This window comes from Armatimonadota bacterium (assembly GCA_016789105.1).
Classification (GTDB): domain Bacteria; phylum Armatimonadota; class Fimbriimonadia; order Fimbriimonadales; family Fimbriimonadaceae; genus UphvI-Ar2.
Genome location: JAEURN010000010.1, coordinates 208,424 through 229,305, shown reverse-complemented (window position 1 = coordinate 229,305; position 20,882 = coordinate 208,424). Strand labels below are relative to the sequence as shown.

Below are 20,882 nucleotides of genomic sequence, written 5' to 3'. Positions count from 1 at the left end.
CCTCATCGCAATCGACCTGAGTTATCCACTGCCTGGCAAAGTTGACGCTTCAAAATGAGACGATTTGTGTCCACCCCATCCTCGCGCGTAACAAAAGCAAGAAAGAAATATTGAAAGAAAAGCGCGCGCGAGGAGTTATCCACAACACCGAGTAGCGACCCTCAACAAACGACTGCCGGAAGCCCCGGAAGTTACCTCGACCCTAGTCGAGACAAACAAACAGGGTGGAGGGTGGGAACTATAAGGAGTAACTCAACTGGCGTTACTCCTTTTCTTCGAGGAGGAACGACCACCACTCGGTCATTTGCCCCATAACTCCGACGTCGTTGAGTGAGTGGACACGCCAACGGTATTCACCGTCGGGGAGCTTCAGATCTGCTAGTCTCACGACTCGAACCTCTGAGGTTGTTTGAATTGAGAAGAACCTCTGACGGTTTGCCGCTGAAGTGTCGTAGAGGCGGACGCATTCGAGTTCAACTCGGTAGCCAACGGCATCCGAAACAGATCGCCAACGCAGCTCTTCTGATGGCTCGATATTCTCTCTGTTGGCTGGCGAAGCGAGTACCGGAACGCTCGAAGGCAGTTTCATCAGAATCGGATCAATGACGAAGTTGTCCGTGCCCGTGGTGTCCTCTGTTTGCCCTTCTGCCCAGAGCTGAATGGACTGGACGCCTTTGACGTCGATTACAATGCTGGTCAGTTCGGTGTTTGAGATTGGTGTAACGACTGGTTCGCCGCCGTCAAGCCGATAACAGAGCTTGCCAGAGCCGTCCTTCTCGGAGAAGCAGAACTTGAATCGGAACGAGTCGTATCCGCCACCGAGTTGGTAGATGGTCTGCCCTTTGCCTCGGTTGAAACCCGTCTGCGTGGGCACGAACCCCCAAAAACTGTGCCCTGCCTGAAATGAGTATCCACCGGAATATGGCTTGAGAGCCGTCAAACTCGTCTCAGTGACCTGCGCGGGGTTTATTGAGGTGATACGCGCTGAAACGACTTTGCCGTCCACCAGGACGATTCTGGCAAGACTCCCGGAGGGTAACTGTTGCTGGATCACTCGACGCTGGTCGGCGGTGATTCTCGTGCCCCACGGGAGTATCTGCCCGATATCAAGAGCGATGCCGGACTGATCAATGCTCTTAACTTTCCCGACGACATCAGCCTGACTCGCAGCTGAAAGCAATACGAGCGAGGCGCAGATAAGAAGTCGTTGGGGCATTAGTTTGCTTACCATGATCGATCCAACCTCGGGGCGGGCATGCTGTTCAGTTTTGTGAGTGCTCCCGAAAACTCGGATTCAGATGGCCAGACGTGACCACCTTGGTAGGTAATGTTTGCCCAGTTCTTCCCGAGTTTGATCTGAATGCCTGAGTGTCCGAGTCCATTGAGGGAGTCTCGATTGCCATGGAAATTGACCACGGGCGTTGTGATTGAAAATGCTCCAGCGGCAAAATCTGCTGGTGAGCCGATGGGAATTGCGCCCCTCGTTAAGTAAGGGAATGCGATGGCTGAGTTTCCAGCAATGTTCGCACCTCCGCTGAGCCCTGTCCAAATCACTGAGTTCTGGGTAACTGGAAGGGTTTCGGTGACATGGGCGATCAGGGCGTCACGGTATCGGAAAATGTCTGTGAAAAGGGCATTTTCCGGACTGAATCCGCAGACGAGAATAGCCCCGTTCGCATCCGCATACTGCTTGCCGATGAGTCGAAGCTGCCTGGTGGAGAAATTCACGATCACTTGAGGTGCTGACTTCCCAACTGCGGAGGTAGGAATGTAAAGGAGGTAGTCACCCATTCCAGGAAGTAGCGGATTCCTGACCTTCCGCTCTCCAACTTGCGCACGAGCTAAGGGAGTTCTAGAGCTAATATCCCGACGAATCAAGGTGAAAGAGAGTCTGTCGTGTCCTAATTTTTGGGGATCGAACGTGGAAGCAAAGGAAGTCGTACCATAGCAGTCCACCGGGAATGCATTCTCGACGTACCCGAACGAAGCGTAATTACCTGACTTTTCAATCTTGAACTGCGCCTTCTCGAAGGGGATATAGGTTTGTGGCACCCGGCGAACCGAATGGCTTGTTCCGGGTGAAGTTACGGGTGTTCCCGTATCTGACGACCGTATCGGCCCAAAAATAGGAGCAACTGTGTACTTGCTTGGATCGTAGATGCCCTTATCGTCAAAGTTGGTCGCGTAGAACAGGGGCTTTGCTTGCGAGACCGAGAAGTTGCTCGCACCGTTGCCGTTAAGCTGGTACTCACTTGCCCATGGCACACCCCGTTCCACAATCAGGTAGGTATGCGCATGAGGGCCAGCGAAGAGGAAGCTCTCTTTGTTTGACGCCTTGGGAAGAACATGACTTGCTTCTTCTTCGCTGAACGGGAGATATCCGAGAATACGGCTCGGCAAAGCCGATGGACTGTCCTTGGTAATCCAGAACCGATATCCTTTGCCGATGACTGAGCTTACACTTGCGACCCACTTCGTCGAGTCATCTTCCCGGCTAGGCGGCGTAGCAGGTTGAGAGTTGAAGAGGCTTCCAGGCGGAGTTTGTTGACTCCCTGATTGAAGCGTCCCAAGGAACTGAGGCTGACTGGGTTGCTGGCTGAGCTTTGCGGAATCGTGAACGCTCGGGGTGAGAGACTGGAATCCCCATCCTGCCGGATCATTCAGGTTGAATACGAACCGACGGTGCGGCACACCGTCAAGCTCCGATTGAATAACCACCATTCCTGGGGCCACTCCGGTTGGCTGCCAGCCAAACCATCGCCCAGATTCAAGTTCCTGCAGCTTTTGGTAGTGCGCGGCGACGCCTGCTGGAAGGGGCTGACCAACTACTCTCATCCGAGAGAGCCATGACGCATCGACGGTCGCGGAAAGGTTCGTACCGGAAATGAGTAAATTCGATCCGCCAGATAACCACCGATATTTGAGCTTGCCTTTCCAAAACGCTTCGATTTCTGGAACATCGTTCGTCAGTCGGAACTGTGCGCCCCTTCCAGTGCTGCTCGGGTGAACGGTGAGTCTTGCAATCGCAGGTGGTTGGTATTGCTCGGGAGCAACATAACCGCTTCTGCCGGTGACACACCGGAATTCTCGCTCATAAATGGATGTCGAAGCCCCGGGAATCTGAAGGGAAACACGGTAAGCCCCGGGGGTGCTGTATAGGATGCTTCCTGGCTTCTTCTTTGCATAGAGGCCGACTTTCCCATCGCTGGACTTAGCGGCGAGAGAGTATTCGATCAGGTCATCTCGAACGCCACCTTGCCGGGTTGGCGATTGAATGCGCCACTCCAACGAAAGCGGAGGTTCTCCTGCTTCAGTTGAAGCGATGATAGTCGCTGGACTCCCTACAAACGAGGCGGTTCCTGCCTGATCCACCGTAACCATGCCAGAAACAGGGTGGTAGACGCTTCCTAAGTCAACTTTCAGTTCGCCGGAGCCAAGACCTGAAAGCGCGAGAGAAGCTGGCAATAGCAGCTGCAATCCGAAACTCATGATGATTTCACCAGGCAGTCATCGGAGCGGTAGCTCGCGCTCAAACAATGACTCTTCGGAAGAGTCTACCTTACATGCAACTCTACCCTAGAGTCAGCTGACAAGGGATTTGAGTATTGAGACGAACGGTTCGAAGCGCGGCGCGGGAGGAGCATGCCATCTTGGGCGGGCTCTTGCGTGAGCTTCGGGAGTCTCAAGGGCTTTCTCAGCGAGAGCTTGCTAAGAAGCTAGACCGAACTCAGGCATTCGTGTGGAAAGTCGAGCAGGGAATTCAGCACCTCGATATTCCGACACTGATGGACATGGCAATCGCATTGAAAACCACTGCGTCGGGGCTACTCCATCAGGTTGAATCTTCCAAAAGTAAGTTGCGCGGCCAATAGAGCTTCAAGCACCTCATGCAGTAACCGAGCAGACTCTTGACAGGAGTCGGAACAAAGAATATACGCAAGAGGCAATGGAACCTCAAAAACCTGCCTCAGATTGCCCAGTAGTGGGAGTCAAGCCCTTCTCTGATTTCTATCGCCATGCCTCTGACAAGCACTACTGGATGCTTGCATTTGCTTCCAGGCTCTGCATACCAGACCGAATCATGGCTTGCTACATATTCAATCATGTTGCAACGGCGGTTGAAATGGACGAGTCGAACACCTTCTTCAAGATCGGACGCTGTTCGATTATGGAGTTAGTATATGCTCAACACTATGGGACACTTCCGGCAACGCTCTATCTTGTGGAGCAGGCCTGCACTAAGGTCAGGGCGGCAAGAGAAGCCGGAATCTTGACACCTGATATAGGTTCATTCGAAGCTGACTTGGAGGCACTCCTCAAGTCCTGGCTGTTCACTTCCAGCGAGCGATAATGGTCCAAGGGGTAAGATCCGACCCATGCGGTAGTCCGCCTGGGTCATTTTCAATGGGCGAAGTGCAAATTCAAAACGAAATTGAGCTCGGACACTACCTGCGCAAACCGGAATGTCTCGGATTGGCTCGAAAATTGTGCCCACAGCAACACACTGTCGATTTCGAGGATATTTTGCAAAAAACGTTCTTGCGATTGCAGAACCGTGCTTTTCCAATGCAACCCGGAATCGTCAAACGCACCATTTGCAATCTACTCATTGACGAGTACAGGCGGAAAAAAAAGCTAAAGGAGATAATCGATCAGAACGGCGTCGAACTGATCAATTCCGTTACACTTCCGACAACTGCTCGCATCGACGATCAAGGCGTTCTAAGAGAAGCACGAAACCATATCTGGACTCAATCTTGCCAAAAGACTCGGCATGGCTGGTACGCCCTTCTTTTGAGAACAATTCCGGACATTTGCGGCGCTGAATACATTGCTATTGTAGGGAACCGCTCTCCTGACTTTCATCAGCATCTTGCGATACTCAACACTTATTCTGTTGATTGGGCCTTGACCTTCGATCTGTATCTGACATGCAACCTAGACCGGAAACATGTAGAAGAGGATCAGTCGCTCCTTTTCGAGGGCGTTGCTGTTGCGACAGAGGCTACAGCAGGACAGTCAGCGGCAATACTCCGAACAACCACAACCACTGAAGGCAAATGGATTGCTAGATGTCGGAAATGTTTAGAACCATTAGCACTAGACGTGGAGAGGAATGCCCATGTATAGGTATCCGTTTTCAAGAGAAGGCGACTCCTTCGATCTCTCAACCGACTTTGGCTTCCCGCAAGGAATGCCTGATCGAATACTTGTACCTTTCCTAAGCTGTCTTCACGAGAACCGTGACGACTTCTTTGATTTTCTGGATTCAAATGGCGAGTTAGTAGCGTATTCTCCCGTTGAACTTGCATATTTTGGGACAATGGCTAGACCTGGCTCACCTGCACGTGCATTCGGCACAGAGCTACTTGAGCAGAACGTAGGCTCGCGAAAGAGTGACTTTGGGTGGAGTCAAGTTTATTTTTCCGTTGTTCAGATGCTTGGAGACATATCCACGAGCAAGTTAGCCTATCGCGGATCACGAGATACCCGTGAGCGTTCCTATTTTCGACAAAGCGTAAAGCCACTTGAAACTTTAGAATTGGACGAAGTGATCGTATCGCTGGAAGTTACAGATAGCTTTGGACACGAACTTCAATTCGACGACCCTCCGGCATCCTTAGATATTTGGCCCGACTTGCCCAAGGATCATAATCAGGGGTTTTCTGCCACCGTCTGCATAAAGGACGGAAACGAACTTCGCGATGAAACTTTTCAGTTTTTTTGTCCAGCGCAGACTATCGATTCGATTGGACACTTGGAGCTAACTCCGCAAACGGTAGTACCCATCTTGAAGATCGCGATGGAGGCTGGAGTACCGGAGGTCGCCCTCGCGAAACTTGAGGGGCTTCCGACAGACAATTTGTTTGCGCAAGGTGTGATTCAAGCCTTGAAAGAAACTCTCGAGCTCGGCGGCACGCGATTTGATTGATTCAGAGTTGTCCGCGATTCGACTGTTGAGGCAGTCGGGGAAACTTAATGAGGCCGAGCAACATTTGCGAGTCCTACTAAAGAAAGACCAAAATTGTTCTGAGATTTCGCACCTAATCAATATCGAGGCAGTCCGAGTCTTCGGCGAGCTTGGATACACGGAAGAAGCTCTGGCCCACGGCAGAATAGCAGTGCGCAATGCGGATTCGCCCGTCCAAGAGTCGAACGCAGTTCGAGAGCTTGCCATCGTGGGCTTTACCATTTCGGACTTGAGCCTCGTGACGGATTGCGAGGCCAGGCTTGGGGAACTCGGCTCCGATGAGATCGTCCAGATCAACCTCTTAACTGTAAAGATGTTGCTGGCACACATGAATAATGATTTTGCCGCCGACCTTCGGCTAGCTAGGCAAAAGCTCAACATCATCAAAGGTCTGGGAAGCGACGAGATCAATCTGGAGAACTTAGCAGCTGCCTACGGCGACGTTGGCAGTCGCTATGCTCGGATTGGAGAACACAATGCCGCAAAGAGTGCACTTGTGCAATCTCTACGCATTTGGGAAAGGATTGGAAAACGGCCCCTGGCATGGGCTAATGCTGCATCTTGTCTCGTCGAACTTGATCTCAGCGATCCGCATGGAGTGTGGCATACGCTCCAAGAGTGGTCAGGTGAATCGACGTCGAACACTTTGGTGCGAACGGGGATCATCGGCCTAGAAATTAGAACTCGGTATCGTGCTGGTAATTTTCACGGAGTAATCGACCTTGAAGCTACTTACCTTCATCACTTGGACGGCGTTCCCGACCAGGTTATCGATCTCTCCGCGCTTGTCGATCTAATTCTTGCGCATTGCTATCTTGGCGGCCAGGTTTGCCAGGAGTGCGATATTGACCGATTTGAACTATGGAAGGGGTGCACTTGGTGCAACAGTAAGCCAGAGCGACTTCGAAGACACTTGCCTCGCGTGGAGTCACTTTTGGATGTGCTCGTCAGGACAGTCCGGCGATTTTGTTTAAAGATTGGTAGGAGAACCAAGCACGAACTTGTTCGTCTAAACCAGCTACTTGAGTCAGTTTCAAGTGCGCTGTTGCTAATCGGCGGTTCTAGCCTCCATCGAGCAGTTGAGATTGAAGATCGTTTTGGATCAATTGCACAATTGCTGAGTGAGACTGAAGAGCCTCGCAACAAGGAGTGGATAGTCGCGTCTGTAGAGTCCACATTTGTAGAGACGGGTACAGCAGAGAGTTCAAGTCGCATTCAAGTCAGTGACTTTAAGTTCATCTCGCAGTTATTGCTAAGTAGAAAGCTTCAGAGGGACGAATATCGCGAGGGCACTTTAGTAATCAAAGTATACAGGGACCAGTTCTGGGTTCATCTTTACAGTAGTAAGATGGGAAGCCGTGTTTGGTCTGTTTCTGCCATCCATCTAACTGCGGAGCTTAGAAAGCATCTGCTCAATGTGAGATGTGGTGATCGTATGGCAACCGAAGCAACTCTTAGGTCACTTTCTGATCTCCTTCGGGTGAGCGAAATGTTAGGGTGCGTGAGGAAGTTGGGCCGCGTCAGAGTGTATCTCGACGACCAACTCGCTGGTTTGCAGATAGGAACCCTGGTTTTAACTGATGAGCGTGGAGTCCTCACTGCATTAGGATCACTAGTCGGTTTGGTGTCAGGGAGCTATACACAGGGGGTCAGGAGTGAAGATTCCGGAGTGGGTAGCTCAGTGTTTGCTGCTGACGGGTTCAGGAAAGTAGGCCTCCACGAGTTGCCCCTCGGATGCGAAGAAGCGGCTCGTGTGGGAGAGTTACTTGAAGTCAGACCTTTCTTGAGAAACGAGGCAAGCGCTGATAGATTTCTAGATTCGCTCCGCACCTCTCGGGTAGTTCACATAGTTACGCACGGAGACGATAGGCACGGTAGCAATGGACTGCTGCTCTCAGATGGCTCTAACGGGCTGTGCCACGTGTCTCCCGCAATGATTTGTAGAGAGAAGGTGTTGGTAGATATACTGTTCCTCTCCTGTTGCAACGGATTTCTGCGGCGTCCAACATTCGGCTATCACGTCTCATTAGTCAATGCATTCTTGTTCTCGGGAGCAAAGTGTGTGCTCTATTACCCACGAAAGGTGCGGGACGTGGAGGCGCTGGAGAATGCCGAAAGCCTCTATATGCTTCTGCATTCCGGCATGACCGTTGAAGAGGCGCTCATGGACATGCACTCAGTCGACAAAGGAAGCAGGGTAAGCCAAATTGAAGTGGCAGGCGACAGCACAGTTCGGCTGAACTAAAACTTGGAATTGTCTCCGGTCGGTTCGTTCTTGTTAGCGACATGCACGAAAGCGGAAGCAATAGACCCGAGCACTGGATCGGGATCGAAGCTGACTATCAGAACTACGCTGACCACCCAGCCACACGGCTGTACGGCATTTCGAGGCGTGAACTCGCGGTTCACGGCCTAATGCTTGGAGCCTCGGGCAGTGGAAAATCAGTCGCGCTCACCCACCTCATAGCTGGGGCGATTCTGAGAGGCGACTCCTTGGTTCTCATTGATGCCAGAGGGGATCAGGTGAACGACGTACTGAGTTTGCTCGCTGAGAGGGTCGAACCTTCACTGGTGAAGGTCCTTGACCTACGCGACTCGTCGCCACACATGGGATTCGATCCCTTGGGCGGGGCGGGACTTGCGCACAAGCGAGCCCTCAACGTCGCCGCGACCGTCAAGGCAGGCTCAGAGTCGTTCGGAGTACAGCTTGAAGAGACGCTTCGGTACTTCCTGACAGCTCTCGCTGAAGCTGGTGAACCGCTCACTCAGCTTGAAGCCGCCTTCTACGACGATGCGTATCGTGCCTGGCTCATCGACCACACCGAGTCGGAGAATGTGAAAGCGTTCCTCACTCGCTTCCACGAGATGCGCGACGACCGGAGAGCCACTCTCGCCATGCCGGTGATGAACAAGCTCTCCGGGGTGTTTGCTACTCGCAAACTCCGGGCGATCTTGAGCGACCGCAAACCTGTGAACCTCACGGATCACTTAAATCAGGATGGGAGCATATTGCTTGTGTCCCTCGCAGTGGACGAAACCGCTGACGTGGGCCGCATGTTTGGCTCACTGTTTCTTGGTTGCCTCACCCAAACGATGTTCTCCAGGGTTGGTCAGGCCGAGCACCAACGAAACCCTGTTCTGTTGGTGCTGGATGAGTTCTCCCACTTCGCCAGCGAAGACATCTCCTCGATCATTGCCGAAGGGCGGCGGTTCGGGTTCTCGGTGATTTGCGCCCACCAGACACTCTCCCAAGTGGGTACAAGCCTCAGGTCGCTTATCCTTGGAAACGTTGGCTTGAAGATGGCTTTCCGGCTCGGGCGGGATGACGCCCAGACCATGTCCGCTGACCTCACCGGAGACCGCAAGGCACTTGATCTAACCAAGCTCCCGGTTGGAACCTGCGTGGTGAAGAAAGGAAACAAACCCTTAGTTGGGGTTGAGATAAACACTCCAATTGGAAACGGAGGAGTGCTTGATCATGAGGGCCGACTCTTCCTCTCCAAGATTCATGAATCTCACGAGAACGCACCTTATCAGTCCCCTGTAACTATTGAACCGAGTGCTGCCCAGGCAAAGCTCGAACCGGCTAAGCGACCTAGCAAGCCAAAGACTGATTCAAAAGATTCCGGCTCCTTAGAGGACTGGTTCTGATGGTCATCACCCCAAGAGACGCCGATCTTGTTAGAGAACTCGCCCTCTCGCACGTCTTGAGCCGCGACCAAATCCTAGCTTTAGGAATGTTCGGCTCGATCACCAGAGTTAACACAAGGCTCCGGGTGCTTCGGGAACTTGGCATTGTCCGGCGGATCGAGACCCCGTACTTTAGTGGCAGTCTCTACGTTCCCGGCGTCAACGCTCCCGAGGTCTTGAGTGACCGGACAGCAAGGCTCATTGCCACTCGTCAGCCCTCTCCCAGATTCCTCAGGCATGCCCTCAGCGTCACCAACATTCGCATTGCTCTGACCTCCAAAGGTGCAACCGAGTGGCGGCACGAACCCATGCTCTGGCGCACCTTTGAAGTTGCAGGCAAAACCCTGGAAGTCCGACCAGACGGAATGGCGATTACTCCCAAAGGGCCGGTCCTCATTGAATGCGACATGGGCCATGTCTCGCCAAGCAAATTCGCGTCGAAGTTCGTCGTGTACCACGAGTTTCAGAATGGCGGGCACACCAAGCGGCTGTACGGCTTCGACAACTTCAACCTCCTTATCGTGACTACTGGAAAGCTGAGAGCCGAGCGGCTCCTAAAGCTTGCACCCGCTGGCTGCTCATACGGCTTCCTTGCTAAAACCTTTGAATCCGCAGGTGTATCGATGGTTGGTGGATGGAGCTGAGATGGTGCCAAAAAAATTCCGAGTGGAGAACTTGGAAATCCGAACTCCACAATCGTTCATGTAGTGAAGCTCAGTCAGCTGAGCTGGAGAACTGAAAATGAAGACTCTTAAAATGCCAAAACTGCCACTCTGGTATCTGGATGGGTTGGACCGAGCGACCAATGCTCTCCAACTCTCGTACCAGCTCAACGAACAAGGTCTCAAGGAGCGTGCTCTGCTGTTGCGTGGCGAAGCGATCTCTCTTGCCAACGACATGGTGCTTCGTCTTCGCGCTAAGTGCCCCGAAACTAACGGGTTGATCGTAATGCTCTGGCACGCGAAGCACTTCAACCCAACTCGACACAGCTCCTCACGAGACCACAAGGACGGCGTCTGATGGCAGAACTTCAATCACTCCCCGCCAGCGTTACTCAGCTTCTTGATGGGGCTCGGAACGCCATTGCTCGCTCCGATCAAGCCCTTGCCTACGGCGACGGGTATACCGCTAGAAGCGAGGCCCAGTACTCGATGGCTCTCATCGTCGAGGCCGTAAAATCGCTCGCTCCGCACGACCCGATGGCGGCGATGGCTCTGATCGGGGCGCACATGGGACATCAAGGCATCGAAGTCGAAGATTACTTTGAAGACGAGCAGGTCACGTACCAGTGGAAAGAGCTGTTCGGCGTGAAGTACGCCGCAGATGTGACTCGCGTCATGAACCGAAGGTCCAACCGCAAGCGCATGGGTTTCTATTGATACCGGTGACACCCTATGAACCAGCAACACCAGAAGCTCGCATACACGGTGGCAGAGGCCGCAAAGCTCATGTCACTGTCGCGGAGCTTCCTGTATGAAGCGATTCAGGCAGGAAAGCTCCAGTCATTCAAAGTTGGAGGAGCCAGGCGGATTTCCGCCCGGCAACTTCAGGACTACCTTGAGAAGCAGGAACGAAGTTCTTGAACTACTACTTCTTTCCATCGACAAACAGAGCATCGAGCGAAGTGCGCAAGGTGCACTGACTCATGTCAAAGGCAATCTGAGTGCTAAATCTCACTTATTCGACTGGCGTAAACTTGATTGTCGCTTCTGAGGGATGCACGGCAAAGTTTGACTCTACGAGCCACCCTTTTCCAGTTTCAACTTTCCGTATATACATTGAGTCAATGGCCCACTTACCATCCGGGGAGAAAGAAAATGTTGTGCTGGCCCACTTTGGTGCTTCATCTGCTAAGACCTTGGCAGGTTCCGCTAAGGCTCGCAGCGACCAATCGCTTATTACTCGCTCGATCTTTTGGGCAGTCCGTTTGGCGCTCACGGACGTCAATAGAAATTTATCAGTGCCAACCCAACGCAGCTGGGTAATTGATCCATCAAACCCCTCAGCGGTAACCGGTGAATAGTCCGCGATGACTACTGGCTTATCCTGACCAATCTTCGTCAGCCAGACTTTCTTGCCTTTTCGGTCATTGACCAGAATGATGTTCGAATTGGGGCTGATCACTATGTCGTCCCGATTCAGGACTGCAATTGGCAGCTCAACCGCCTGATCATTTGATGTGTCTACTTCACTAAAGAAATAGCCATAAATGGGAGCAACTGTTCTGTTGTTAGAAACTGAGAACGAGCCACCAGGCATCTCGTACCACCACGTCGCATTCATCCATCGTTTCCGAGGCGTCTTATGCGCATCGGGAGCATTATCTTCTTGGACGGACCATGGTCGAGCGATTCTTGCAGTACTTGTCTGCGGGTCAAATTCTACAAGCGAAAAAACACTCTCCTTCTTTTGAGGGTCGTTGGGAAGTACAAAAATCATGGGCATACAGAAGAACTTTCCTGAGCCAGACCACCACATACCTCCATTCGTAATTCCTGTTTGAGAGCTAAAGACTGCATTTCCTGTCTTTGTATCAACGACCCAAGCGACGTTTGTTGCATCAGTGTAACTGTAGTAGAGGCCATTTGGACTCACTGCCAGCCGATACATCTGGAACCTGTTAGTGAATGGCTGCAGGGGTAACTTGCTTGCCCAATTTCTGAGATCAGAGTCTCGTCTAGACGAGCCACCAATTGCTCGAACCAACTCGCCGGTTCGAAGGTTTACATGACGGATCAACCCATCGTTCGCAGAAAAAATGGCCTCGTTACCGCCACTGACAAATCCCACAAAAGACAGAGACGTCGTTGACTTTTGAACATATGCCTGGGCTTGTGATGGAAGATCGGATACTCGCAAATTCTGCGCGGTAGCGAATGTGCAGAGCGCAATTGTACTGAGAATTGTCGGAAATCTGGTCCGTCCCAGTTCAAAATGTGTCATACGGCGATGTTACCTCCGCTACTTATCTGCCTTCTGTTTTAGAAGTTGATCTAGTGAGTCGCGAAGGACGGCATGTGCGGAGGCGAGGGGTCTGGTGTAATTGACCTCGGTTACACCAACCCCGGCGTGACCCACGTGCTCCTTCAACGTCGTTGTGGAGACGTCTGGGCACAGTTTCTCAATCCAGTTGATGTGGGTGAGGCGGCAGTCGTGCGGGCTCATGTCTTCGGGTAGCCCGGCTTCTTTGCGGAGCCTCCGCCACGTGGCATAGGTGAGAGCCTTCATCCGTGGCTTATTCTCTTCGACCGTGCTCCAGAGATACTCGTCGTCGCTTTTCCCGTCGCAAAGTGGTCGCAGGATTGCCGCAAGTGTGTCACACAGAACAGCGATCCGCACTTTGTCTCCCTTGGGTAGCCCCACCGTCTGAGCACTCTTCTCCGTGAGCTTCACCGCCCGGTCAACCAGGATCGTTTTCTCCTTGAAGTTGATTTGCCCTACCGTCAACGCCATTTGCTCTCCGAGCCGAAGACCAGCAAGTAGGTACACGCCAAGCATGGCGCGACGCTTGTCATCGAGGTCCTTGGATGCCAGTGCCTTCTTCGCCTCTTTGGGAGTGAGCGCGACCGCGACACGGCGCGGCGGGGTCTTGAGCTCAAGGGCAAACGGATTACGCCAGAAGTGCGGGACGCGACCATACGGAGCGATGGCCTGGTTGAATGCGCGAACCAGAAGCACTCGAAGGGCAATAATCGTGTGTTGGCCAACTCCGTTTTCACGAAGGTGGGTGTAGAAGGACTTCACTTCCACCGGATCAATGCGAGTGAGCGGAACATCTGACCACCTCGCTTTGGCGTACTTCTCATACCGAGTCTTCCGGTCCCGCACCGTCTTGGGGTCGAGGGACTCGATCCAGTCATTCTTGATGAGCCAACCGAGCCAGTCACCAAACGTGAGGTCGTGGGTGATTTGGTGAGCTACCGGGCTTCCGTCTTTGCGAAGCGAGCGAAGAAACTCCAGCCCTTCCTTCTGCGTGCTGAACACCCGCGAAACGCGCTTCTGTGAGCCGTCTGGCTTTCTCAGGCGGTACTGAACCCGCCACTTTCCGGAGAGCTTGCCGCTCTGGATTTTTCGGCATGAACCCTCTCCGCTGTCCGCTCTTGTCGCCATACCTCCATGATTGTACACCGCTTCGGAATGCGTTTTGGAGAGACCTTGGAGAGACCTGGACTTTCTGAGAGTCCCTTGAAAGGGGTTAGGAAGCTGGTTTTAGGTTCAAAATCTTGGCGGCCCCGGAGGGAATCGAACCCCCGACGCCCTCCTTAGGACGGAGGCGCTCTATCCACTGAGCTACGAGGCCGGATTCAAGAGTCTACCTACGCCCAATTGGCGGGAATCAGCCCAGGGGTGTCCGCCCCCCAGCGTAATTGTCACAGCAAATACCCACAAATTGGGGGTGCCCCCGCCCCAATAGGAGCCAAAATCAAAGACCGTGGAAACCATGTCCGAAGCCATGGAATGGATCTACTCCATCCGTGGTGCTGCTTGGAGGCGGAGGTTAGATCGCATGGCGCGGCTCGCCGAAGTCATGGGCGTTCCCAATGGCGGTCAAAGAAACCACGTCCACATTGGCGGAACCAACGGGAAGGGCAGCACTGTGACGATGGCCGAAGCCATGTTGCGCGCCGCCGGGCTCACTACGGGGTCTTGCGTCAGCCCATACGTGTACACGGTTCGCGAAAGGATGGCCGCAAACGGCGAGAACATTGCCGAACAATGTTTTATCCGCATGGCCAACTTGGCCAAGGAGGCTGCCGCCCAACTCGCTGCCGAACAGTACGGCACCTGCACCGTTTTTGAAATCTTCACCGCCATGGCCTTTGCCTATTGGGAGGCAATGGGGGTCGAGTATTCGGTGGTCGAAGTCGGTCTTGGCGGGACGCTCGACTGCACCAATATCATCGACCCCGTCGTCAGCGCCATCGTCAGCATCGGGTTCGACCACATGGATGTGCTCGGTGGGAGCCTCTTTGAAATCGCCGAGGAAAAGGCGGGGATCATCAAGCCCGGACGCCCGGCGATCATGGGTGAAATCACCGCCGAAGCGATGGCCCCGATGGAGGAAAGAGCGACAGAAGTCGGCGCGACTATCCACCGATACGGCAAAGAATGGATCGTTACGGCCGATAAAGATCGAAGCGGGTTCAAATTGGAATCGGCTTTTGGTACGTTCGATCTGCCTAAACCCCGCCATCTGCGGGCTCCCATCCAAGTCCACAATGCCGGCATTGCCGCCCAGTGTTTCCTGGCGGCAACCGCCGGCCGGCTCTCCATCGAAGAACAGCGTGCCGCCATGGAAACCGGGCTCCAAACCGCATTCATCCCCGGCCGATTCGAGGTTTTGCGGCGGGGCGGCAGGACATGGATCCTTGATGGCGCCCACAACGAGCAGTCGGCTGCCGAATTGGTCAGAACCTTTCGTGGGCAATACCCTGGAATCCGACCCAACATCCTCTTTGGCATGATCCAACGTCACGACCCGCTGCCCGTTGCCCAAGCCCTCAAGCTTCTGGGGGGCGAAATCCGGTGTGTACCGATCAGCTGGGATGCCGCCGTGGCACCACGGGATTTGGCGGCTACCTGCGCCATCACAAACTGGCACCAATCGCTCGAAGACGCTTTTGCCCATCTGGATTCCGAATTCGTTCTCGTCACTGGGAGCTTCTACCTCCTCTCCGATTGCCGGAAAATGATCGATGGATTGGAAGCCATTGGGCATGTTGCGGAACATTCACCCCGTTAGCCGCATTAGAATAGATTAGTGCCGCCGCACACATGCGGCCGAGGAATCACACGATGAAACGAGCGATCTTTGGATTTGCCGCCGCCGCCCTTTTGGCCCTGCCCGTTCTTGCCCTTGCCCCCATGAGCGGCCTGCAACCGGGCGAAATGACCTCAGCGTTCGAACCCACCCACATCGCCGGGCCAGATAAGGGCACTGAAACCTGCCCGGTTTGCAAATATGGCAATCGACCGGCCATCCAAGTTTGGAACACTGGTGACGACCAATCCAACATCGTCGCCATGCTGAACCACCTTGACAACAAGGTTGCCAACAGCAAGCACGAGCTTAAAGCGTTCGAAGTCCGGGTCACCGCGTGCGAGGCCTGCGTCTCCGACAACGGCGAAATCGCAAAGATGGTCAAGGGCGGCAATGTGGGGATCACCCAAATCCCGTCGACCAGCGAAGCCGTCAAGGCATACAAGATCAACACCGACGGTTCAGTCAAAAACACCGTCATCGTTTACCGCAACCGCAAAGTCGTCGCTAACTTCGTCAACCTCAAGGCAGACAAAGAAGGCCTCGCCAAACTGGATGCGGCCATCGCAAAAGTCGACAACTGACAAGTTGGCGCCTAGTGCAAAGGGTGGGGTGGCAGCCAGGCCGCCCCACCCTTTGTTGTTTGACCTGGTCCGCCCCCGGCGGGTGCGTCTCCGCCCGGCTTGCCACAACGCCGTATGCCGGACTTGGGCGGTCGAATGCGCCCGGCCTGACCGGCACAGGTAATCTCGTTTTGCAGCATGGATGACTTTGAGTTCGCACGGCCCGAATTAGCCGCAACCCTCATCACAATGGAGTTCGGCAACGATGGCCGCATCCACCAGTTGTGGGCCACCGACCCGGCCCTGCCCGACGAAGGCGAAGATTTCCAGTTTGTTTTGCCCCCTCTCCAATTTGGTGAAGAAGGGGCGGACGACTACTATCCGGGCACAATCCTGCTTTCGGTTCGCACAAACCCGGATGAGCACTGGGTCAGCTCCCGGCTCAGTGGCGCGCGGCTCAAGAACCCCCAGTCCATCGAAGAAAGCCAGGATGCGGCCCTGGAATTCGAGTACGAATTCCCATTCCTTGAAAGTTTGGAGGTCACGGGCAAATATTGGGAGGATCCATCGGTGATCCCGCAAGTTGTTTGGGATATCGAAATCAAAAACACGGGCCGCCGGACGGTCGAAATCGGTGAGCTGGGGCTCCCGTTTGCCCTCAATAACTACTTCGACGGGTTTGGGTGGAACGACGAGCAGCTCACCCGGCTGTGGCAAAGCCGGGTCTATATCCACAAATTCATCGGGGGAGGGGCAAGCTGGCTGTTTGCCCAACGCATGACCGCCCAAAGCCCGGGATTGATCGCCTTCCCAGGGGAAAAAACCGGCTGGGAGTTCTTCAACCACGTCCGCGGCAGCCTGAACACCCCGCACCAGTGGGAAGGTATTCCCATCGTCTACGTGTACAGCAAAGCAACCATCGAAAGGGAAGAGTGGCCGACCTGGTTCAACGAGCACACATCCCTGATCTTGGAGCCCGGCGACACCCGGGTCGTTCAAACCCGGTTTGTGGCCAGTGAAAGCGACAAGTTCGATGGCGTCCACCACACCTTGGCCGCGTGCAGCCGGCCGACGATCCGGGTTTTGCCCAGCGCTGTCGCCCCCATCGATGTTGGGATCGGGGTGGAAGTCCAAGGCACGGCGGTGTCGAAATTCTATGTCAGCCGGGAAGCGACGACCGAAGTCGACGTGGACGAAAACGGCGGTTTCTGCTTTGTAAAACCGGCGGAATCCGGGCCAATGATCGTCAGCTTTCAAAACTCCGAAGGCGTGATGTGCCACGCCCACCTGATGTTCACCGACCCCGTCGAACAACTCATCAAACGGCGCGCCGATTGGATCGTTCGGAACCAAGTCATGGAGGCCCCCGGCGATATGGCCCATGCCATCGTTCCCGCCGAGATCGGGGCTATTGACGAACGCCCGATGAAAGTCACCGACCCAGCCGACTACGAAGAACCAAGTGGGCTCGAATGTTCCTTAGGTGACGCCCTTTTTCTTGCCGAGAAAAATGCCGTCTACCCCGTCGCCAACGAAGTCACGATCCTGGACAACTATGTCGAGCGGTTTTTGTTGAGCCGGGTGCAAAACCCGGCGAACGGCGCCGTCGCCAGCATCTTGGTCGGCGGGGTACCCGCCTATTTCGGCCGGCCAATGACCTATCCCAGCGTCGCGAATATCTACCATGCCATGGCCAAAGTCGCCAGCAACTATGGGCAAACCAGCCGCACCCCAACCGAATACCTCAAGCTGGCCGCCCAAACCGTGGATGCCCTCTTCAAGCACGGTTGGCGCCTGTACGTGCGATCAGTCGGCGTACTTGGATTTGCGCGGTTCTACGACCTAGCCGAAGACCTTGAACTCCACGGACTCGCCGCCGAGGCCGATACGGTTCGGCACTGGATCGAATTCAAAAGCGGGGAGCTCATCGACCTCAAATACCCATTTGCCGGCGAAACGGTGATGGATACGTCGGGCTTTGAAGAAGTTGCCGCCGCCGCCCGGTTCCAGGATGACGACGACCACTTGGAAAGGACAGTCCGGTGCGCTTTTGCAACCCGTTCCCTGGCTCCCAGCTGGTGGTGGTACGGCAGCGACAAGCGGTATGGCGATTACGGGGAATCGACCAGCCTCAAAGCCGTCCTCGACCGGGGGGAGCTATGCCTGGGCCACACAACCATCCCGAACTCGATGATCTTTTTCGGCATGATGGATCGCGATTACCTCGCCTTGCCCGATGCGTATGTCCGGCTGGCCTTTGGGGGAATGATGGGCCCCTGGGCCCTGATCCGGGGGGATGGGGCCGCCAGCATGTGCTATTGCCCGGACCTTAGCAGCAAGCACGCCGGCTACAACCACTTCACCGGGGCGGGAGGCCTCGGTTATGCCCACTACCTGATCGGGGCCGCCAGCTACGTCCTTCCCAACCGGACGCAGGACGGCTACTCGTTCGGCTGCCACCACATGATGGATTCCGATGTGCACATCGTCCGCCCCTGGGATGGCGTGGGGAGGAGAATCGTGATGCGGCAGATCGGCGCAGAATTCGTTGCCGATTTCGGCGTCATCCGCGAGCTGAGGCTCGACGCGCGGCTCAGATGGTTCGAAATGGTCATCGAAAACCCGTCCGACAAACCGGCGTCAACCCACTTGGTGGTCGCCGGATTGTGGGGGAGGCGCATCCGGGTGGGAACCGACGAACTCGAAGGGGAAGATGGCCGGTTCCGAATCCCGCTGCAGTTGGCCGCCGGGCGCAGGACGCAAATCCGCGGCCAAGTCATCTGACCGCGCAAACAAGTATCATGGCCAAGTGAACCTTCCCGAGTCTTGGGTGACGACATCGACGATGTTCTTTGTCCTGGGTTCGGTGGCGATGGGCCTCCTCGCCATCGTCAGCGTCGCCATGCTTTGGGTCTTGCTTGATTTGCGCAAAATGCTCCAAGGGCTCACAGGGCGGGTCAACTCGCTTGCCGACAAGGCCGACCACATCGCGGCCAACATCAAAGATGTCACCGATGAGGTCGGGATCAGGACACGGGGCATCGCCCGGGTGGTGGACGACCATGCCAACACCGCATTTGCGATTGTTGAAAAGGTCGCGCCAATTTTCATCGCCATCGGCATCGTCTCCAAAATCGCCAAGCTCATCCGTAGCCGGAGCTGACTTGGGGTTCTTGTCGGGGTAGCTGGCAGACGAGGATGGGTCAGTCCCTGAGGTGAACCGCTCACTCGTCGGTCAAGATCCTCATGGAAGCCGACGACTTCTCGGTGTCGATGATCATTTTTTGGGTCGGGAAGGCAAAGTGCACGTCGCACCGTTCGGCAATCCGCATGACTTCCAACAAAATCTCCTCCCGGGTCATCAGCTCCTCTCCCCAGTCGGCCGCATCGATGAACAGGTACAGCAGAATGTCCAGACTGCTTGGGCCGTAGTTGTTGAACACGATGTGGATCTTGTCGTTCCACGTTTTGGGGTGGCCCAAGATGTACTCCCGCAAACTCTTGACGAAGTTCTCAACCTGGTCCGGCGTCGCATCGTAGGTGATGCCCAACGTCACTTTCATCCGCCGGTACCGGCGGCGGCCCATGTTCTCCACCGGGCTCGCAATGAACTTGCTGTTCGGCACGAGCAGGGTGGAATCGTGGAAAGTCCGCAATGTCGTCGACCGCAACGAAATCTCTTCCACTGTCCCTTCTATCCCATCGGCGATGATCCAATCGCCGATCTGGAACGGCATTTCGAAGATCAAAGTGAATGAGCCGAACAGGTTTTCAACGGAATCTTTGGCCGCAAGGGCCACTACGACGCCGCCGATCCCAAGTCCGGCGATCAACCCCGTAACGTCGAACCCGATCTTCTGCAAAAAGAAGAGGACGGCAATGGCGCCGACTACCACTTTGCCAAGATTGCGCAGGATCGGCAAGAAAAGCCGTTCTGCGCGGTCCGAATCCGCAACGCGCGGAGTCAACCGGTTGATCAACGATTCGACGGCGGCCACCGCGACCCATGTCCCCCCCACCGTTTGCAAGACAAGGGCAACCAGCATCGCCCCTGCATTTGGTTCTTGAGGGAGGAGGAGGGAGTGGACAAACCACCCAAACACCGAGCCCATGACGAAGAGGCCGATGCCCCGGCCCGCCGAATCCAACTGAGCTTTGGGGAGGGTGCTGCCAAACGGGCCCGTCCTCAGGCGGAGCAGCAGCTTCGCCGCCGTGCGGATGACGACCCCGGCTAGGTAACCGATGGCCAATGCGATCAACAGTGCGGCCCATTTCCAATTGGCCACTTCCCAAAGGCTCTTGCTGCGCCAAAAGCTGGGAAGGTTGGTCGTCGCCCAAGCGTCCCACACCGGGAGGATGGGTTTCAAATCCTTCAAATCCCCCAATACCGGTTGACCCTGGACAGCCGACCAGGTTTCGGGGATTGCGCCGACGGTTTCCCGGGCGATGCGCCAGGCACCGTCCGATCCCCGCCTCAACACCAGCGGCGGGAGGTCGCGCATTGCGCCACCCATGCGAATGCGGAGAGGGATGACGTAATCGGCCCCCTCTGGGCTCGACGGAACCGATTCGATATCGATGAACTTCGTCCGGTTGAGGATGCCGAACAGCTGCACGGCCAGCCTTGGCCCTTGGGAATCCCTGATGAGGGCGGGGACATCTTCAAGGTCAAGGCAACGGGCGGCGGCCGCCGTGTCCGGCGGCACTTCATTCAGGGCAGAGAGGAAGGTGGTCAAAGTCGCCCGGGGAGTCTCCAAACCGGAAATCCCGGTTTCTGCCTGACCCCATCCGGCAACCGCTAGAACGATCAAAAGGAAGATCAGGCCGCGGCGGAACCACACCATCGAAATCAAGCTACCCCAAAAAAAAAAGAGGCGCCCGGGGGAGGGCGCCTTGG

The 20,882-nt window shown here is 55.0% G+C and carries 18 protein-coding genes and 1 tRNA gene; 13 read left to right on the top strand and 6 right to left on the bottom strand.

Annotated elements, in window-relative coordinates; all coding sequences use genetic code 11:
* Positions 1-262: 262 nt before the first annotated feature.
* Entirely contained in the window at positions 263-1,216 is a 954-nt protein-coding gene (locus tag JNM28_12800) for a hypothetical protein (GenBank protein ID MBL8069319.1), read from the bottom strand.
* 8 nt (positions 1,217-1,224) lie between these two features.
* Positions 1,225-3,489, bottom strand: a complete 2,265-nt coding sequence (locus tag JNM28_12795) for a hypothetical protein (protein MBL8069318.1) — start codon at positions 3,487-3,489, stop codon at positions 1,225-1,227.
* Positions 3,490-3,650: 161 nt separating this feature from the next.
* Here JNM28_12795 and JNM28_12790 point away from each other — a divergent pair, with 161 nt between their 5' ends.
* The 9 genes from JNM28_12790 to JNM28_12750 all read left to right on the top strand — a co-directional run bounded on the left by JNM28_12790 (position 3,651) and on the right by JNM28_12750 (position 11,244).
* Positions 3,651-3,872: a helix-turn-helix transcriptional regulator gene (locus JNM28_12790; GenBank protein ID MBL8069317.1), complete on the top strand. Its 222-nt coding sequence runs from the start codon at positions 3,651-3,653 to the stop codon at positions 3,870-3,872.
* A gap of 110 nt (positions 3,873-3,982) precedes the next feature.
* Positions 3,983-4,351 (top strand): hypothetical protein, encoded by a 369-nt coding sequence (locus JNM28_12785; GenBank protein ID MBL8069316.1) that lies wholly within the window; start codon positions 3,983-3,985, stop codon positions 4,349-4,351.
* Between the two features lie 53 nt (positions 4,352-4,404).
* The gene (locus JNM28_12780; protein ID MBL8069315.1) at positions 4,405-5,130 is read left to right on the top strand and encodes a sigma-70 family RNA polymerase sigma factor; all 726 of its coding nucleotides are present in this window, start codon (positions 4,405-4,407) and stop codon (positions 5,128-5,130) included.
* A complete protein-coding gene (locus JNM28_12775; GenBank protein ID MBL8069314.1) occupies positions 5,123-5,932 on the top strand; it encodes a hypothetical protein in 810 nt (269 codons plus the stop codon). Before JNM28_12780 ends, JNM28_12775 begins: the two co-directional genes overlap by 8 nt.
* 7 nt (positions 5,933-5,939) lie before the next feature.
* Positions 5,940-8,216 (top strand): CHAT domain-containing protein, encoded by a 2,277-nt coding sequence (locus tag JNM28_12770; GenBank protein MBL8069313.1) that lies wholly within the window; start codon positions 5,940-5,942, stop codon positions 8,214-8,216.
* 41 nt (positions 8,217-8,257) lie between these two features.
* A complete protein-coding gene (locus tag JNM28_12765; protein ID MBL8069312.1) occupies positions 8,258-9,622 on the top strand; it encodes a type IV secretion system DNA-binding domain-containing protein in 1,365 nt (454 codons plus the stop codon).
* Positions 9,622-10,305 (top strand): replication-relaxation family protein, encoded by a 684-nt coding sequence (locus JNM28_12760; protein ID MBL8069311.1) that lies wholly within the window; start codon positions 9,622-9,624, stop codon positions 10,303-10,305. The genes JNM28_12765 and JNM28_12760 overlap by 1 nt, the downstream gene beginning before the upstream one ends.
* 375 nt (positions 10,306-10,680) lie before the next feature.
* A complete protein-coding gene (locus JNM28_12755) occupies positions 10,681-11,040 on the top strand; it encodes a hypothetical protein (protein MBL8069310.1) in 360 nt (119 codons plus the stop codon).
* A 15-nt stretch (positions 11,041-11,055) separates the two neighbouring features.
* Complete coding sequence (locus tag JNM28_12750) at positions 11,056-11,244, top strand: helix-turn-helix domain-containing protein (GenBank protein MBL8069309.1); 189 nt, start codon at positions 11,056-11,058, stop codon at positions 11,242-11,244.
* A gap of 94 nt (positions 11,245-11,338) precedes the next feature.
* Here the strand turns inward: JNM28_12750 and JNM28_12745 are convergent, their stop codons facing one another.
* The 3 genes from JNM28_12745 to JNM28_12735 all read right to left on the bottom strand — a co-directional run bounded on the left by JNM28_12745 (position 11,339) and on the right by JNM28_12735 (position 13,961).
* Positions 11,339-12,604: a hypothetical protein gene (locus tag JNM28_12745; protein ID MBL8069308.1), complete on the bottom strand. Its 1,266-nt coding sequence runs from the start codon at positions 12,602-12,604 to the stop codon at positions 11,339-11,341.
* Positions 12,605-12,622: 18 nt separating this feature from the next.
* Positions 12,623-13,771, bottom strand: coding sequence for a tyrosine-type recombinase/integrase (locus tag JNM28_12740; GenBank protein ID MBL8069307.1), 1,149 nt, complete (start codon positions 13,769-13,771; stop codon positions 12,623-12,625).
* Positions 13,772-13,885: 114 nt separating this feature from the next.
* Positions 13,886-13,961: transfer RNA gene (locus JNM28_12735), tRNA-Arg, on the bottom strand.
* Positions 13,962-14,102: 141 nt separating this feature from the next.
* On the opposite strand from JNM28_12735, the gene JNM28_12730 reads away from it, so the two are divergent.
* The 4 genes from JNM28_12730 to JNM28_12715 all read left to right on the top strand — a co-directional run bounded on the left by JNM28_12730 (position 14,103) and on the right by JNM28_12715 (position 19,148).
* Entirely contained in the window at positions 14,103-15,404 is a 1,302-nt protein-coding gene (locus JNM28_12730) for a hypothetical protein (protein MBL8069306.1), read from the top strand.
* 53 nt (positions 15,405-15,457) lie between these two features.
* A complete protein-coding gene (locus JNM28_12725) occupies positions 15,458-16,006 on the top strand; it encodes a hypothetical protein (GenBank protein MBL8069305.1) in 549 nt (182 codons plus the stop codon).
* 177 nt (positions 16,007-16,183) lie between these two features.
* Entirely contained in the window at positions 16,184-18,769 is a 2,586-nt protein-coding gene (locus tag JNM28_12720; GenBank protein MBL8069304.1) for a hypothetical protein, read from the top strand.
* Between the two features lie 25 nt (positions 18,770-18,794).
* Positions 18,795-19,148, top strand: coding sequence for a hypothetical protein (locus tag JNM28_12715; protein MBL8069303.1), 354 nt, complete (start codon positions 18,795-18,797; stop codon positions 19,146-19,148).
* 61 nt (positions 19,149-19,209) lie between these two features.
* Here the strand turns inward: JNM28_12715 and JNM28_12710 are convergent, their stop codons facing one another.
* Entirely contained in the window at positions 19,210-20,829 is a 1,620-nt protein-coding gene (locus JNM28_12710) for a mechanosensitive ion channel family protein (GenBank protein ID MBL8069302.1), read from the bottom strand.
* Between the last annotated feature and the right edge of the window lie 53 nt (positions 20,830-20,882).

Excerpts from the sequence above, each read along its gene's own strand:
- JNM28_12800 (MBL8069319.1), bottom strand. The coding sequence starts at position 1,216 with ATGCCCCAACGACTTCTTATCTGCGCCTCGCTCGTATTGCTTTCAGCT.
- JNM28_12795 (MBL8069318.1), bottom strand. The coding sequence starts at position 3,489 with ATGAGTTTCGGATTGCAGCTGCTATTGCCAGCTTCTCTCGCGCTTTCA.
- JNM28_12780 (MBL8069315.1), top strand. The coding sequence starts at position 4,405 with ATGGGCGAAGTGCAAATTCAAAACGAAATTGAGCTCGGACACTACCTG.
- JNM28_12775 (MBL8069314.1), top strand. The coding sequence starts at position 5,123 with ATGTATAGGTATCCGTTTTCAAGAGAAGGCGACTCCTTCGATCTCTCA.
- JNM28_12765 (MBL8069312.1), top strand. The coding sequence starts at position 8,258 with ATGCACGAAAGCGGAAGCAATAGACCCGAGCACTGGATCGGGATCGAA.
- JNM28_12760 (MBL8069311.1), top strand. The coding sequence starts at position 9,622 with ATGGTCATCACCCCAAGAGACGCCGATCTTGTTAGAGAACTCGCCCTC.
- JNM28_12755 (MBL8069310.1), top strand. The coding sequence starts at position 10,681 with ATGGCAGAACTTCAATCACTCCCCGCCAGCGTTACTCAGCTTCTTGAT.
- JNM28_12750 (MBL8069309.1), top strand. The coding sequence starts at position 11,056 with ATGAACCAGCAACACCAGAAGCTCGCATACACGGTGGCAGAGGCCGCA.
- JNM28_12745 (MBL8069308.1), bottom strand. The coding sequence starts at position 12,604 with ATGACACATTTTGAACTGGGACGGACCAGATTTCCGACAATTCTCAGT.
- JNM28_12740 (MBL8069307.1), bottom strand. The coding sequence starts at position 13,771 with ATGGCGACAAGAGCGGACAGCGGAGAGGGTTCATGCCGAAAAATCCAG.
- JNM28_12730 (MBL8069306.1), top strand. The coding sequence starts at position 14,103 with ATGTCCGAAGCCATGGAATGGATCTACTCCATCCGTGGTGCTGCTTGG.
- JNM28_12725 (MBL8069305.1), top strand. The coding sequence starts at position 15,458 with ATGAAACGAGCGATCTTTGGATTTGCCGCCGCCGCCCTTTTGGCCCTG.
- JNM28_12720 (MBL8069304.1), top strand. The coding sequence starts at position 16,184 with ATGGATGACTTTGAGTTCGCACGGCCCGAATTAGCCGCAACCCTCATC.
- JNM28_12710 (MBL8069302.1), bottom strand. The coding sequence starts at position 20,829 with ATGGTGTGGTTCCGCCGCGGCCTGATCTTCCTTTTGATCGTTCTAGCG.